General features: G+C 63.4%; 9 protein-coding genes and 6 tRNA genes. 2 read left to right on the top strand and 13 right to left on the bottom strand.

Going from position 1 to position 14,949, the window contains the following annotated elements; genetic code table 11:
• Positions 1-189 precede the first annotated feature (189 nt).
• Positions 190-1,995 (top strand): Ig-like domain-containing protein, encoded by a 1,806-nt coding sequence (locus NU688_RS10725; RefSeq protein WP_257860594.1) that lies wholly within the window; start codon positions 190-192, stop codon positions 1,993-1,995.
• Between the two features lie 5 nt (positions 1,996-2,000).
• Here NU688_RS10725 and NU688_RS10720 read toward each other — a convergent pair whose 3' ends face one another.
• The 13 genes from NU688_RS10720 to NU688_RS10660 all read right to left on the bottom strand — a co-directional run bounded on the left by NU688_RS10720 (position 2,001) and on the right by NU688_RS10660 (position 13,859).
• Positions 2,001-2,957, bottom strand: coding sequence for a DUF6708 domain-containing protein (locus NU688_RS10720; protein ID WP_257860593.1), 957 nt, complete (start codon positions 2,955-2,957; stop codon positions 2,001-2,003).
• A gap of 5 nt (positions 2,958-2,962) precedes the next feature.
• A complete protein-coding gene (locus NU688_RS10715) occupies positions 2,963-3,922 on the bottom strand; it encodes a DUF6708 domain-containing protein (RefSeq protein WP_257860592.1) in 960 nt (319 codons plus the stop codon).
• Positions 3,919-7,056, bottom strand: a complete 3,138-nt coding sequence (locus NU688_RS10710) for a T6SS effector BTH_I2691 family protein (protein WP_257860591.1) — start codon at positions 7,054-7,056, stop codon at positions 3,919-3,921. The genes NU688_RS10715 and NU688_RS10710 overlap by 4 nt, the downstream gene beginning before the upstream one ends.
• 12 nt (positions 7,057-7,068) lie before the next feature.
• Positions 7,069-8,028, bottom strand: coding sequence for a hypothetical protein (locus NU688_RS10705; protein WP_257860590.1), 960 nt, complete (start codon positions 8,026-8,028; stop codon positions 7,069-7,071).
• A complete protein-coding gene (locus NU688_RS10700) occupies positions 8,028-10,856 on the bottom strand; it encodes a type VI secretion system Vgr family protein (RefSeq protein ID WP_257860589.1) in 2,829 nt (942 codons plus the stop codon). The genes NU688_RS10705 and NU688_RS10700 overlap by 1 nt, the downstream gene beginning before the upstream one ends.
• A 313-nt stretch (positions 10,857-11,169) precedes the next feature.
• Positions 11,170-11,243 (bottom strand) — tRNA-Cys (locus NU688_RS10695).
• 126 nt (positions 11,244-11,369) lie between these two features.
• A tRNA-Asp gene (locus NU688_RS10690) sits at positions 11,370-11,445 on the bottom strand.
• Between the two features lie 100 nt (positions 11,446-11,545).
• A tRNA-Glu gene (locus NU688_RS10685) sits at positions 11,546-11,621 on the bottom strand.
• Positions 11,622-11,641: 20 nt separating this feature from the next.
• Positions 11,642-11,717 (bottom strand) — tRNA-Trp (locus NU688_RS10680).
• Positions 11,718-11,732: 15 nt separating this feature from the next.
• Positions 11,733-11,810 (bottom strand) — tRNA-Pro (locus NU688_RS10675).
• 21 nt (positions 11,811-11,831) lie between these two features.
• Positions 11,832-11,908 (bottom strand) — tRNA-Leu (locus NU688_RS10670).
• Positions 11,909-12,079: 171 nt separating this feature from the next.
• Positions 12,080-12,283, bottom strand: coding sequence for a hypothetical protein (locus NU688_RS10665; protein ID WP_257860588.1), 204 nt, complete (start codon positions 12,281-12,283; stop codon positions 12,080-12,082).
• 130 nt (positions 12,284-12,413) lie between these two features.
• Positions 12,414-13,859: an esterase-like activity of phytase family protein gene (locus NU688_RS10660; RefSeq protein WP_257860587.1), complete on the bottom strand. Its 1,446-nt coding sequence runs from the start codon at positions 13,857-13,859 to the stop codon at positions 12,414-12,416.
• A gap of 145 nt (positions 13,860-14,004) precedes the next feature.
• On the opposite strand from NU688_RS10660, the gene NU688_RS10655 reads away from it, so the two are divergent.
• Positions 14,005-14,934 (top strand): SMP-30/gluconolactonase/LRE family protein, encoded by a 930-nt coding sequence (locus NU688_RS10655; protein WP_257860586.1) that lies wholly within the window; start codon positions 14,005-14,007, stop codon positions 14,932-14,934.
• The last annotated feature ends 15 nt before the right edge of the window (positions 14,935-14,949 follow it).

Below are 14,949 nucleotides of genomic sequence, written 5' to 3'. Positions count from 1 at the left end.
GCCTGCATTTCGCGTCATTGATGCAAAAAACATACGAAATGTGTTTCTGTAATGTAAGTAACAGATGTTTTAGAGGCATTTATCACACTAAACTTACACTTTTGAAACAACTTCAAATGGTCGATGCGCGCCCTTCTATCGCTGCATGCAAGTGCGCGTCACCTCGGTCTGGCGCTTTGCTGTTGCGCCATGTTCCTCGGCTCTAACGCCTCGGCTGGCCTGAACGAAGTCGGCAAGGCGCCGCCCAGCGTTCATCGGCTGAAGCTTTTTGTTGATCCGCAACTGGCCGACGACATCGGCGCCGCGGAAGCGGGCCGGCGTCTTGCGCAGTACGTGGCCGACGTCAACACGGTGTTCACCCGCGAGACGGTGCGCAGCTTCGTGTTCGACCCGGTCAACGACCTGCAGTTGATTGCCCCCGCCGCGGCGCCGCAGTGCAGCCACAGCGGGCTGGTCAACGGCGAGATCGTGGTGTGCATCTCGAAATCGACCAAGGGCTACAGCCACGGCGGCCTCGCCGCGAGCTGGACCTTTCCGCAGAAGGGCGTGGCCTGGAACCTGAACTGGATCGCGATTCACGACCCGCTGCGCCTGTCGCGCGCCATCACCAAGGCCGCGCCCGAATCCACCGAGAAGGACTACCTCGGCCGCCAACTCAAGACGCTGCTGCACGAGCTGGAGCACGTGTTCGGCGCCGGCGCGGGCGAGTACTACAACGCCTCGGCGGTGAAAGACACGACCGGCACCGCACCGCAGGCCGACCTGGCCCTGATGAGCGACACCGACCGCTACTGGTGGACGCGCCAGAGCTGGCGCCTCGATCCGCTGCTGGGCACGGTGTTCGAGCAGCGGCGCGACCCGGCGACGAACCGCGTCATCACGCTGAACATGATCCGCTTCACCGCGGGAACCAAGGCCAACATCAACACCGACTGGAGCGATTGGCCGAAATACGGCACGTCGAAGTTCATGGCGGGCACGACGGCGACACAGGTGCGCATCACCGATCGGGGAACGGGCGCTGCGTTGCCCGGCGCGCAGGTGTCGGTGTGGCGCAATGCGGGCACGTCGACGGAGCAGCCGATGGTGTTGCTCGCGCAGGGCGTGGTGGATGAGGCGGGGCGCTTTTCTTTCGACTGGGCTTGCGGCTTCACCTGCTTCAACAGTGCGAAGTCGACGCTGCTGGTGAAGGCCTCGGCGCCGGGGCGTTCACCGACGGCGAGCTGGTTCACGATCTTCGATGCGTTCGAGCAGAAGGCGGTGAAGGGGCAATCGACCTTCACCATCGACATGTCGCTGGGCGGCGTGGACAACGTGCCGCCGACGGTGTCGGTCTCGGCGCCCGCAATGGCCACGCTGGGGCAGCCGGTGACCATTGCGCCGGCCGTGGTGGACAACGTGGGCGTGTGGGGCGTGAAGGTGGCGGGGGCCGATGGCATTCCGATCTGCACCTTTGAAGCACCGCCCTTCACCTGCACCTGGACGCCGATGACGCCGGGCATGCAGACGATCCGTGTGATCGGCGTGGATGCGGCCGGCAACTCGGCGATGGCGACTGCGAATGTGATGGTGAATGCGCCTGCGGATGTGGCGCCGCCTGTGGTGTCGGTGGCGGTGCCCGCGGCGACGGGGGTCAGCCGGACGACGACGCTTTCCGCTGCAGCGCAGGCGAATTCAGGGATTGCGGAGCTTCAGTTCATCGTGGATGGGAAGACGCTGTGCACCGTGAAAGCCGCGCCATACACGTGCAACTGGACGCCGGGTGCGGCAGGCTACGCGAGCATCGAGGCGCGGGCCGTGGATGCGATGGGGAACGTTGCGAGCGTGTCGGCGAACATGCAGGTGAATGCGCAGATCACGCCGTATCGGGCGCTGGCGTTGAAGGAGGGGGAAAAGGATGTGGCGGAGGGGCTGCTGACGCAGACTGCTGCGCCGGCGGTGGTGGTGCCGAAGGTGCGGACGGCTGTGGCTTTGCGGGATCGGAGTGGGTCTTGAGGCGGTCAGTCTGACCCGACGTCTTTCTTCGCAGCAGCATCGCCCTCGGGTCGCAACCTGTGTGTCGGGTCGGCCTTCAGGTCTTCTTCGGTGACGGGTGCGCCCAGCGCGTCTTTGACCTCTTGCGGCCAATGCACCGTGCGAGCTGTCCACACGACCAGCCGGTTGACGAAGAAGAACGGAATGAACAGCGGAATGCACAGGTGCTGCCACAACTGGGTGAATGGAGCCTCGCGCCAGTCTTTCCAGTAGTTCTTCTTGCGCTGCTTCAGCGCCTCGATCATGTCGAACTTGCCACCCTTCAGCGGTGGGGCTTCACCGGCGAGCAGGGGTGGGGCGTCGTCATCCATGTAGCGACGGATGTACTCCCACAAGGCGCCGGGAAATTCGACATTCGAGATCACGTAGCTCGCCATGATGGTCGGGTCGTCCGCGCTGTTGCGGACCAGGAAGACCAGGTGATGAATGCGCCGCAGGCTGGTGGGGCTACCGCCCATGGTTGCGTGGTGTTCGATATCGATCAGGGACCAGTCGGCCCAGCAGGGAGAGCGCTTCTTGCCTTGCTCGACGAAGTACACGCGCTGGTTCAAGCGGTCGAAATAAATTGGGGCTTCGCTGGGGGAAAAGAGCTCGAAGTAGGCGCCTATGAGGAACACCGATCCGAAAGAAAAAAACGAAAACAGCATCAACCCGAAGCCCAGTTCAGCCCAGGTTGTCTTGTTCAGAATAGGGAATACATATGCGGCAACCAATCCAGCGATAAGGCCAAACGTCGTCACATACCCACCCGCACTCACCAGCGACCCACCATCCAATTCGATGGCGTTCTGGTAAACACCAGTTAGTCGCCCTTGATGCCCCGCCTGATGACTACCCGGTGCATCCTTGCTGTAGCGGCTTACCAGGTTGCCAATCAGGCCTTCCTGCCGCGCCTCATCGGTGCTCTGCCCGCTGACGTTCAATCCGATCAGACGACGTCTTTCTTCGCAGCAGCATCACCCTCGGGCCGCAGCCTGTGTGTCGGGTCGGTCTTCAGGTCTTCTTCGGTGACGGGCGCGCCCAGCGCATCTTTGATCTCTTGCGGCCAGTGCACCGTGCGGGCGGTCCACACGACCAGCCGATTGACGAAGAAGAACGGAATGAACAGCGGAATGCACAGGTGCTGCCACAACTGAGTGAGTGGGGCCTCGCGCCAGTCTTTCCAGTAGTTCTTCTTGCGCTGCTTCAGCGCCTCGACCATGTCGAACTTGCCACCCTTCAACGGTGGGGCTTCGCCGGCGAGCAGGGGTGGGGCATCGTCATCCATGTAGCGACGGATGTACTCCCACAAGGCGCCGGGAAATTCGACATTCGAGATCACGTAGCTCGCCATGATGGTCGGGTCGTCCGCGCTGTTGCGGACCAGGAAGACCAGGTGATGAATGCGCCGCAGGCTGGTGGGGCTACCGCCCATGGTTGCGTGGTGTTCGATATCGATCAGGGACCAGTCGGCCCAGCAGGGAGAGCGCTTCTTGCCTTGCTCGACGAAGTACACGCGGTGGTTCAGGCGGTCGAAATAGATCGGAGCTTCGCTGGGGGAGAAAAGCTCGAAGTAGGCGCCCACGAGAAAGACGCTCCAGATGGCCACTATGTCAAATAGAAAACTGAACGAACGCCCCATTGCCAGTAGTTCAGCCATCCAAGAACCAAAGAAGTAGGTAAGCAAGGCACCGCCCACCAGTCCAATAGTCGTAAAGACTCCTCCCGCGCTCACCAGCGACCCACCACCCAATTCAATGGCATTTCGGTAGACCCCTGTCAGTCGTCCTTGGTGCCCTGCTTGATGACTGCCTGGCGCACCCTTTCTGTAGCGACTCACAAGGTTGCCGATCAGGCTCTCCTGTCGCGCCTCGTCGGTGCTCTGCCCACTCACATTCAGTCCGATCATCCGTAAATCCCAAAGTTGCCGCTGGGGCGATAGGTCTTATCTTTTCCGTCGGAGCGTTTGGGCGCTTCCGCGCCGCGCTGCTCGCGCTTGTTGCTACCCGCGATATCCCCAGCGTTCTCCGTCTCGTTGTACAGCGCAGCCAACCAGTTCTGCTCTTCCTTCAGGTTCCTGAATTTAGCTTGCCTGTTCACTTCATCGTCCTTGAGCTTGGAGTCGAAATTGTCATTGCCGAAATAGCTGCGCCCGGCCCAACGCTGATACTCATCACGCTTGCTGACTTCAGCGTATACGTAGTAAGCCAGACCGACGAGTAGCAAAACCAAGCCAATGCCGGTAATGGCGCTGGCTACTACGGCTCCCGCGCCGGCAGCCACAGCCGCTTCAGCGGCAATCGCCCCAATGGCTCGCGTCAGCACAAAACGAGCAATACCGCGACTGGCTGCGCCTTTGGACAATGCATCAAAAGTCGCGACAGTTCCCGTGAGGCCCGTAACACCAAAGACCGTTCTTGCCTGTTGGTATCCGTATGTCGCCTCCGCATCCCCCGCCTTCCCCGCATCCCCCGCCTTCTTCCCCATCGAAATCACAGCAAACACACTCCCCGCCACCCCCGTGGCCGCCGCAAACGTCCGGAGCACCGCCAGCTTGGTACTGACCACCGCCAGATGCTCCCCACCTTCCTTCATCAGGAGCGCCGCCTTGTGCTGGCTGGCCCACACCTCGGCGGCCGCGCCCAGCAGCCCGCCCGTGCTGTCGGCCACGCCCATGACGGCCTCGTTCAATTTGCCCTGATCGCGATCCACCCTGTCCAATTCAGCCAGCAGCTTCGGAATGCCTTGGTACAACCCTAGTGCCTGCACGCCCATCGCGGAAATCGCCAGGCGGCCGTCGATGCTGTTGAAGCCCAGCTCTTTCTTGATGGCCTGGCGTTCCAGCACGGCAACGACCTCTGCGGCCGTTTGCGTGCCCTTGATGTCCAGGCGCTGGGCCCGGGCAATCACTTGGTCCAGGCTCTGTTGCGCCGGGCCACCAGTGGTCGCCACGACGACGCGACCGCCTTTGACATCGACCGCCTTGAGTTTGCCTTCATGCACTTTTTGCGCGGTATCCACATCGGTCACGGCAATGAGGGTCGCCAGATGGCCCCGTTGCACGACCACGGGGTACATCTTGCCGGTGTTCACCTCGGGCATGTAGCTCTTCATCACGCGGGCAACGTCGGCGCTGTCCAGATCGACCTTGAGCAACACGGCCACCGACAGTGCCGCCTTGTCGCCGCCGGGGCGCGAGGCTTCCACGGCCAGTTCGAGCTGGCGTTGCGCCACGGTGAGCAAGGGTGCCGTCGCAAGGTAGCGCCGCATCGACACAGAAGGCGGCCCCGCAGGCTTGCCCATGGCCATGGCCGCGGTTTGCAGCGCACCGGCAATGAAGGCTGCCGTTTGCCCGGCCGCCAATGCCATCAGCCGCGGATGCAGCCAGCCGAAGCGCCGACCCAGGTCATGGGTGAGCAAGCCGCGCAGCAGGTCGATGGTCTTGTCGCGCGTGTCGCCCTGCTCGGTCTGCGGGTCGTCGCGCCGGTCCCATGTGCCCAGCAGCAATGCCTTGGCACTCGCGATGACGCTTTTCTGGTTGCCATACATCGCGCGCAACGCAGGCGCGCGCGGGTCGGCAAGGTCCTTCAGGCCCGGCTCGATCACGTTCTGCATGTAGCGCTCGCCGTGTTTCTCGAACACCAGCGGCTGGGGCTGGTGGATGAGGCCGCTCTCCTCTGCGTAGATCAGGCCCGGGCAAACAGGCGCGGTCGGCTTGTTGGGCTCGTTCTCGTCGAAGTGCTTCTCGAAGTAGTCGAGTGTGCGCGCCTTGCAGGTGGTCTCGAGCCAGTCTTCTTCCGCATCGCGAACGTGGGCCTCGCGCGTTTTCTGGTTGCTGCGGTGTTGGCTCCACCACTGGGCGCGTTTGGATTCATCGATCTGGTCGGCAATCGATTGCCAGTTCTTGGCGCCCAGCTGCCTGCCGCTGTCTTCTGTCTCCTTGTTGCGGTGACGACCCAAAGGGGTGTCGCCGCCACGCATGCGGCCTGCAGCGCTGCCATCGGGCGCCAGGGAGCCGTCGGGCAGCGGCTGCCATACGAAGTCGCCACGCTTGGCGTAGGGCATGCTGTTCTTCATTCGATCCCACTGGGCTTGCGACGTGGTGCTCCAGGCTTTGTCTTGCGCCTCGATCGCCCCGGCCGCCAGCACTTGCTGGTGCAGCGCCTCGAGCGCCACATGGCTGGCCAGCGGCCATGCCACTCGGGGCACCAGGAGCTGTTGCTTGGCCCAACGATCGGTCGCCAGCCGAATGCCGTTGAGGTCCGCCGCCAGGCCCACGGGATCGGGAATGGCGAGCACCTGTTCCCTGCCAGCGGTGTCCGAACTGGCCTCGGCCTGCTTTTTCATGACGGCGGCAAGATTCCGGGCCGCGCTGGAATCGTCCTCACCGGGCTTGCCGGTCAGCGAGGGATAGAAGGGCGTGGCGCTCTCGACGCCTGCATGCGTGAGTTCCGGCAAGGCGTAGTCGGCAACGTAGCGTTGGATGTCGCCCGCCTCGGCCTTGAAACCGCTGGGCTGCTTTGCAAGGGCCAGGTTCACCTCCACCATGCCGGCCTGCGTGCGCGCTTCGGCGCTCTGCGCCATCCTGGCCTTGATGGCATCGCTCCAGAAATTCATGCTGAAGCCGATCCAGACCTTGCCGACGTTGCCGGGCTCCTCGATGCAGATGGTGCGCACATCGTGCGGGTGGGTCGACTTTCGGCTGCAGGCAAAGTCCGAACTGCTGTGCGAGAACTCGCCCTCGGCCAGCAGTGCGCCTTGCGCATGCACCTTGTAGACCTCCCATGGCTTGAGCAGCTTCCTGGGCCTGGCATCCGGGTAGTACACGTACACGTACCCGCCTTCCCGCAGCAGGCGAAACACATAGCGGGCGCGCTTGAGGGATGGCAGCTCGAGCGCATTGCGATGCACTTCGTTCCGATAGGTGGCCAGACGGTGCGCGTTGGGTGGTGCGATCTCTTGCACGTCGGAGATGGCCGATGGCCGCACCAGCAGGATCGACAGGCCGCTTTTCTCGCACCTCTTGCAGTTTTCATTTGCCATGGGCGTGCTCTTTCAGGAATTCGTGGATGCCGACGGCATCCAGTTGGCACGGTGCTGCGCCAACACATCGGCCAGCGGCCATTCGCGCAGGATGGTCTCGGCAAGGCAGTGGCTCAATCCGGGCCATTGTTCGAACGCCGGGTGTTGCAATGCCTCGGCCGCACAGGCCGACTGGTTCTTCGGGCCGATGAGGCCGAGCTGGCTTGCGAGGCGCACCTTCTGCAACGCCCGAAACACCGCGTCGCCGGGCAACGGATGGCACGTTCGTTGCCAAGCCATCAACGTGCGATTGATGGCCTCGGCTTGCAGCAGCAAAGTCCAATGCGATGCTTCGAGCTTCAATGGCCGGGGTCGTGACTCGCCTGCCGCCCCCTGCAGGCTTTGCAAGTCGAAGTTCGTGCCCATGTAGGTCCAAACCGCAATACCTTGGAGCCCGGAAGACCAATCTATCGGCGGCAACGGCAACACGCTTTGCAATCGAGATGCCTGATGCAGCAAGGCCAGCACGCGCCGGTCTGCCAGGCGCAGGTAGCGACCGCCGTTTGGCGCACCCCGTGCACGGAACAAGGCGCTCAATTGAATTGCCAGTGCCGCACCATCGCTGCCGTGCGTTTGCAACCAGCCCCCGATGCGGCAGGGGCCGCCACCGCCGGCACACGCATTCAAATGCTCCTGCACGGCGGAGATCAGGCTCTGGCCGAGCAGGGGATCGTGACGATCTTCGAGTTCGAGCAGACAGGGCGCCCTTTCGGGCGGCACCTTCAGGTACTTTGTGTTGATGGCGTGCCGAGGGCGATCGATCGTGTCAAAACCGTTCGGAGAACCGCTGAACGCATCGATCAGCAGGTAGACGGGCCGGCCGTGTTCCAGGCGCGACAGCAATGCCGCAGCACATGTTTCGATCAATGTTCCGGGAGGCGTGTCCCAAGGCCATGGGGGCACATTCGAAACCGGACTGGTCGAATTGCTCACTAGATGACTCCTGCGCCGCCATCGGTGGCGCTCTGGTCTGCAGGCGAGCACCCTGTGTACGCTCCGCTCGGCAAGCTGTTGCTCGCGCTGTCGCCTTGTGGCCCGACGAAGTTGTGCATGCCCCTGAACGTCACCTTCCCCGGTGCGTGGATCTTGATGCTCGAGCCTTCGAGCTTGATGTACGCCCCGGCGCTGGTCAGCAGCACGTGAGTGGGCGCCTCGACATCGACGTTCTTCGTCGTGCTGGCGATCGTCACCTTCTTTTCGGCGGCGATCTTGGTGGCACCCTTCTGGCTCTGCAGTGTCACGCTGCCGCTGGCCGCATGCAGTGCGATGCCACGCTCCTGGTTGGGCTCTGCGCCTTCGCCCACCTTGGCGCCGACGGTGTACAGGCTCACCCCCTTGGCCACGCTCACCGCGATCTGCCCCTGCGCGGGCAGATCGATGTCCTGGTTGGCGACGATGGCGGTGTTCTTGCCGCTCACGGCAATCGCCTCCTTCGGCGTGACGAAGCCGATGCCCATCGGCGCGCTGAACTGCAGGTGCGGCTCGCTGTACGCGGTGACGCTGCCCTGACCGCCTTCAGTGGCCTTGATGTCGCCACCGCCGTTTGCTCCGCTTGCTGACGTGCCTTCCTGCGTCGCCCCCAGCACCTCTGCCACATGCTTGAGTGCCTCGATGGCGGGCAGCTTGTCTGGCGCCTCTTCACCCTTGATCTGCGCCTTCTGCGTCTGCGCGCTCTTCGCGAGTGAAGTGGCCAGCTCCTCGGCCTGCTTGGTCTGCTGCTGTGCCTCGCGGCTCGCCATGAACGCTCCCTTGGCGTTCTGCTGCGCATGCGCGCTCACGAGCAGCCCTGATCCAGCGCGGATGGCACCCTGCGCGGTGGTCGCCAGTTCAGCCCCATGCCCGCGCGCCTTGCCGCGCGCGTTGTCGTCCTGCTGCTTGTGGTGTCCCAGGTGCAGCCGGCTCTGTGCCTGCGTGGTCTCCAGGCCTGTGCTGCCCTGCCCCGGGGTGTCGTCGAAGACGAGCTGGTTGTAGCCGCCATCGCCGCTCTGGCTCGCGCTCAACTCCTGGGTCTTGATGCCGGAGAAGACAGCGTTGTGCGCGTGCTCCTTGGCGCCCTTGCCTTCGCCGGCGAACCAGGCGGGGGCATTGCCGGTGGATTGCGCCGCACCTGCAGACTTCTCGTTGTGCTGGGCGTCGGTCTGGCCCGCGCCGTTGTAGAGCGCCGCAACGACGACGGGGCGGTCGATATCGCCGTGATGGAACTCCACGAGCACTTCCTGTCCGACGCGGGGCAGGGTGACCTGACCCCAGTTGTCGCCCGCTGCGCCGGCGGCCACGCGCACCCAGGCGCCCAGGCGGTCAGACGCGGGGGCGTTGTCCTGCCCGTCGGAGCGAGGCTGTCTCGCGCTGGAGCCGCTGCCGCGCTGCCAGTGGAACTGCACCTTGACGCGGTGGTCGCGGTCGGTGTGCACAGGTGCGTCTCCCCCCACGCCGATGACGATGGCGCTCTGGCTGCCGTGCACGCTGGGTTTGGGGTGAATGCGCTGGCCGTGGCCGTCCACGCTCAGCGGGCGGTAAGGGATGGCCGCGCGCACTGTCGTGAAGTCGTTGCGGTAGTGGGTGACGGTGTCGGGCCGACCATCGGCATTGCCGCCGTCGTCGGACACATCGAACACGGTCGCGATGTCCGGCAGGCCCAGGCGTTCGCCAACACCGGCCTTGATGTCTTCATCGAAGTTGTTGCGCGCGATGTGGCGCACGGCGAGCACTGCGAAGCGGCGCTCCTCTTCGCTGTCCTTGTCGTGCTGCTCGTGGCCGGTCAGAGTGAAGGTGGTGGCGGGTGCCAGGGTACGCACGGCACTCTGGCCTGCGAAGCGCTTGTTGCGCAATTCGAGGGCCTGCAGGGCATTGGACAGGAGCCGTTCACCCTGGGCGGAGGTCTCCCAGCCGTAGGCGCCGGGGTCGTCGCTCCATTGCAGGGTGCGGTGGCCTGCGCCACGGCTTTGCTGCTGCACCGGCCTGGCACTCACGCTCTTGTAGTCCCAGCTCTGCTGCGCAAGGCTGTTGGTCTGCAGCTGGCGGCTGCCTCGCCATTGCTGGATGGTGTCTTCGCTCTCGCTCGCATCGGCGCGGTGAAAGCGGATGGTGGCCTGTGTGTTGGCTCGGAAGGCGCCGTTGTGGTCGGCGATGACGAAGGTGTGGCTGCCGAGGTTGCCATCCTTGCCCGTTGCATGCTCGAACCAGTAGCACAGGCCTTCTTCGGCCAGGAGGCGCACGACGAAGTCGAAGTCGCTCTCGTGGTACTGGGTGGTGATGCCGCGCACCGGATAGATGTCGCGCTGGGCGATCTCCCAGCGCCATTGCACGGCGAGCTTGCCTTGGCTCTGGTAGCGCGCGAACACGGCATCGACGATGTCGAACACGCTCTGGTGCTGAAACAGGCAACTGTCCTGGCGATACCGAAGAAAGGCGAGCCAGGGTTCGATAACGAACCGGTAGCGGGCCATGCCGCCGTTGCTCGAGATGCACTCGGCCTCGGTCACGTAACCGTGGAAGGGACGAAGCTCGGTGCGGCTTTGGGCCGTCTGCAGGTCCAGGCGCACGCCTTGGCCCATGAGGGTCTTGAGTTCGATGTGGGCGTCGTCGCTCAACGCGGTTAGCTCGAAGCGGAAGCCGCCCTCGTCAATGGACTCCACACCGTCCAGCCGTTCGGCCAAGAGCTTGTTGTCACCCAACGGCGTGCGCAGCACCAGCAGGCGATCGCGCTGCGTCGTGCCCGCGCGCAGCAGTGCTCCCAACGACGCAGAGTTGAAGTTCGACATGTTTTTTCTCTCCCTGTGACTCTCGATGCGCCACCGCGTCCCGCGGCGCCTCCGCAGATCCTGCAACGCAGCTCATCGCTCTTGCTGCAGTCGGCCCTGACGGAAGAAGCTCAGGCCGATCGGCTGTATCTGTCGCACAAATGCGCAGCGCGCAACCATCAGCCGTACATCCTTCACAAATAATATCCCGCACGCTCTTCCCAACAAAGACGAAGTCACGTGTTAATGCTACTTTCAGGCTAATCAAAACAGCAGCACAGTGAAAACTAACAGGGAAATCAAGGCGTATAAAAGTACGGGCCCTAAACCCAATTGGAGGCGCGGCCCGGATTCGAACCGGGGTCTGCGGATTTGCAATCCGCTGCATAGCCGCTTTGCTACCGCGCCGAAGAAGCAATAAATGAATGCGTGAATGGTGGATCGTCTTCGAGTCGAACGAAGTATTCCGAAGAGGCGGGGTTACAGCCCGCTGCAGTCGCCAGTGCTGCTCACGAGCCAAATGAAAGACGTATGTGGCGTTCCGCAGGGGAGTCGAACCCCTGGCTTCCTCCTGGACAGGGAGGCACTCTGGCCACTGAGTTAGCGGAACAAAAAAAAGAGAAAAAGATGGCAGGCCCTCAAGGGTTCGAGTCTTGGATGCCGGGATCAAAACCCGGTGCCTTGGGCCGCTAGGCGAAGGGCCATCGAACTGGAGCCTCGTGTGGGATTCGAACCCACGATCTTCGGGATGAAAACCCGATGTCCTGACCGCTAGACGAACGAGACGTTGAAGAAAGAAAAAAAGCTGGCGCGCACGGAAGGAGTCGAACCTTCAACCGCTGGGTTTGGAGTCCAGTGCTCTGCCAATTGAGCTACACACGCGTGATGAAAAAAGAATGGTCTGAGTGGCAGGATTTGAACCTGCAGCCTCCTGCTTCCAAGGCAGGCCGTCTACCAGATTGACACTACACCCAGAGAAAAATCGAACGAGAAAATTGGTGCCCCAGGGGAGATTCGAACTCCCAGAATTCCGCTTCTAAGGCGGACACGTATGCCGGTTCCGTCACCGGGGCGATAAACAAATAGATGGATGTGCTGCGAACTTTTAATGAGCGTTCACCGGGCGCGAAGCGCGGTGTCATGCAGTGCGATCACTGCGTGTTTGTTGAATGTTGAAAAAACAAAAAGGCCCGGAACCTTTCGGTGTCCGGGCCTCTGTGCAAGAGAGCTTGGGAGTTACGCGTCTAAGCGCTTCCTCCACCCGGTGTCACCCGATCCTCATAAGCGCAATCCCACAGGTTGGCCTGCAGCGCTTGAACGGGATTCGGGCATTGATCGAGCAGCCACTGCTGCGACAGCATGGCGAGGCCATCGCACAGCGCGACGCACACGAGCGAACGGCCCGATGCGGGTCGAATGCTGTGGATGCGGATGGCTGCTGCTTTCACGATGGTTCCTGGTCGATGCTGCTGTGTGTGCTGCTGAGAAAACTTCGCGGCCTGAACCGCGAGTGGGTTGGACTGTAAATAGTCTTTACGCTACCGTCAACAACTTCCGTCGATTATTTTCAACACCGACTTACGGTGCCGCGCGATTGAACAACGCCTGATCGAAGCGCAGCGTGATCACCTCGGTATCGTCCGGGTTGCCCGGCACGCGGCCGTCTTCGGTCGGAAAGTTCGAGTCGATGGCCACCGCCAGCGTGTGCTCGTCCACCACCTCGACGCTCTCGATCGAATCGAAGGGCATGCTGAACTTGCCGTCGGCCACGCCAGCCAGCGGGCCGCCAATGTCCTTCGGGTCGGAGATGTTCAGCAAGTCCACCAGCAGCGTCTTCTTGAGCGCGCCATCAGCGTCCTTCACATTCAGGTCGATCATGTACAGGCGCTTGACCACCGCCTTGGCGCCGAACAGGCTGTCGCGCTCGATCAGCACGAAGCGGCTGCCGCCCACATGCGTCATGTCGCCGATCACGATCTGGTTGTCCTTGGCCGGGCCGTCCTTCTTGTAGACCAGGTTCTTGCCCGTGTAGAGCATCGCGGCCGGATCGAACTCGAAGATGTTCAGGTAGCGCTCGTCGTCGGCCACCGGCCGCAGCGAAGCCAGCGAGGGTGCGGCCTCGGGCACCGCATAGAGCCGGCTGCGGTCGCCGTTGAACGCAAGGCTCTCGAAGCCGCGGCTCGCGAGCGAGGTGACGCTCGCGCCGTTGTTCATCACTTCGGGGTTCGACGGGCTGCGCAGGAACGGATGCGGCACGGGGTCGCTCATCAGCGTGCCGTCCTTGTCGAAGTGCAGGATGTAGGGGCCGAACTCCTCGCCCACGAAGTAGGTGCCGTCGCTGGCGCGCGCTATCGATTCGACGTCGAGGTCGAAGCCCGTCAGCAGCCGGCCGCTGCGGATGCGCGCATCCACCGGCTTGCCGCTGTCGACCAGGTTGTTGCCCGAGACGGTCTGGTAGTTGGCGAAATCGGCGGTGATCTTCAGGTCGACACCCTTGCCGTCCTTCAGGAAGCCCTTTGCATCGTTGAAGTCGACGCGGCTGTTCAGCTTGATCGCGCCCGGCACGCTGGTGCCATTCGCCGCGGTGCGGAAGTCGATGCTGACGTTGTAGATGCCGATCACGAAGTCGGCCGAGTTGCCCTTGCTGCCGTAGCCGTTGTCGGCCATGGCGGTCCAGGTGCCGTCGCCGTTCTTCAGCAGCGCGGAGAAGCCGGGAATCGGCTGGCCGTCGACGAAGGGCGGCGTGACGCCGAGCGCGGCGGTGATGAACTGCCCCGTGGTCGGGCCGGGCCAGCGCGCGGTGTCGGACAGCGAAGCCCAGCCGGTCAGTTGATGCGGCAGTCCGGAGCCTTCCTGCGCGGGAGGTGGCACCGGTGGTGCAGGCGCGGGTGCCGGTGCGGGCGGCAGCCCCACGAATGGGAAGCCGCCGCCATCGCTGCCGCCGCCGCATGCGCTGATCACGCCGCAAACCGCAACCGCTACCAGCCGGCGCTGCCAGATCGAATCGATGAATCCTCGGGTCATGAATGCCCTCCTCGTTGTGTTGAAGCGAAGGCGGCAATCTATAAAGGCGCGGTGACGCATTCATGACGTGTCGATGAAACGTGCAAAGCGCGGCGGGAAGCCGCAAACTCGCAAGCCGCGCACACGCCAGCGCATGGAGACCCCGATGCACATCCGCGAACTCGCCGCCGGCCTGCAATTCCCCGAAGGCCCGATTGCCATGGACGATGGCTCCGTGCTGCTGGTCGAGATCGCGCGCGGCACGCTCACGCGCGTGCGGCACGACGGGCTGGTGCAGGTGGTGGCCGACCTGGGTGGCGGCCCGAACGGCGCGGCCATCGGGCCGGACGGCGCGGTCTACGTGTGCAACAACGGCGGCTTCAAATGGCACACCGAGGCCGATGGCTGCCACCGTCCCGTGGGCCAGGCCGAAGACTATTCAGGTGGCCGCATCGAGCGCGTGAACCTCGCGATCGGCCGCTTCGAACGGCTGTACGACACGGTCGAACACGGCGCACTCTGCGGCCCCAACGACATCGTGTTCGATGCGCGCGGCGGCTTCTACTTCACCGACCTGGGCAAGACGCGCGAGCGTGACATGGACCGCGGCGGCCTTTTCTACGGCCACAGCGACGGCAGCGCCGCATGCGTGATCGCTCGGCCGGTGATGACGCCCAACGGCATCGCGCTCTCGCCCGATGGCAACACGCTCTACTACGCCGAGACCGAAGGCGCACGCGTGTGGGCCTTCGACATCACCGCGCCGGGCCGCGTGCGCAAGGACGGCTGGCCATCACCGCATGGCGGACGCATGCTGTGCGCCTCGCCCGGCGGGCACTACCAGCGCTTCGATTCGATGGCCGTCGATGCGCTCGGCAACCTCTGCGTAGCCACGCTGCTGCACGGCGGCATCAGCATCGTCGCGCCCGATGGCAGCACCGTCGAGCACGTGCCGCTGCCCGACCGCTACACCACCAACATCTGCTTCGGTGGGCGCGACAGGCGCACGGCTTTCGTCACGCTCTCGGGCAGCGGGCGGTTGATTGCGATCGACGATTGGCCGACGCCCGGCCTTGCACTGAACTTCGAGGCCTGAACAGGCCGCCCGGCC

The organism is Variovorax sp. ZS18.2.2, from assembly GCF_024701975.1.
Taxonomy (GTDB): Bacteria; Pseudomonadota; Gammaproteobacteria; order Burkholderiales; family Burkholderiaceae_C; genus Variovorax.
Note: the sequence above shows the minus strand (reverse complement) of the source record. Positions and strands in the feature narration are given on the sequence as shown.

Excerpts from the sequence above, each read along its gene's own strand:
- NU688_RS10715 (WP_257860592.1), bottom strand. The coding sequence starts at position 3,922 with ATGATCGGACTGAATGTGAGTGGGCAGAGCACCGACGAGGCGCGACAG.
- NU688_RS10660 (WP_257860587.1), bottom strand. The coding sequence starts at position 13,859 with ATGACCCGAGGATTCATCGATTCGATCTGGCAGCGCCGGCTGGTAGCG.
- NU688_RS10725 (WP_257860594.1), top strand. The coding sequence starts at position 190 with ATGTTCCTCGGCTCTAACGCCTCGGCTGGCCTGAACGAAGTCGGCAAG.
- NU688_RS10710 (WP_257860591.1), bottom strand. The coding sequence starts at position 7,056 with ATGGCAAATGAAAACTGCAAGAGGTGCGAGAAAAGCGGCCTGTCGATC.
- NU688_RS10655 (WP_257860586.1), top strand. The coding sequence starts at position 14,005 with ATGCACATCCGCGAACTCGCCGCCGGCCTGCAATTCCCCGAAGGCCCG.
- NU688_RS10700 (WP_257860589.1), bottom strand. The coding sequence starts at position 10,856 with ATGTCGAACTTCAACTCTGCGTCGTTGGGAGCACTGCTGCGCGCGGGC.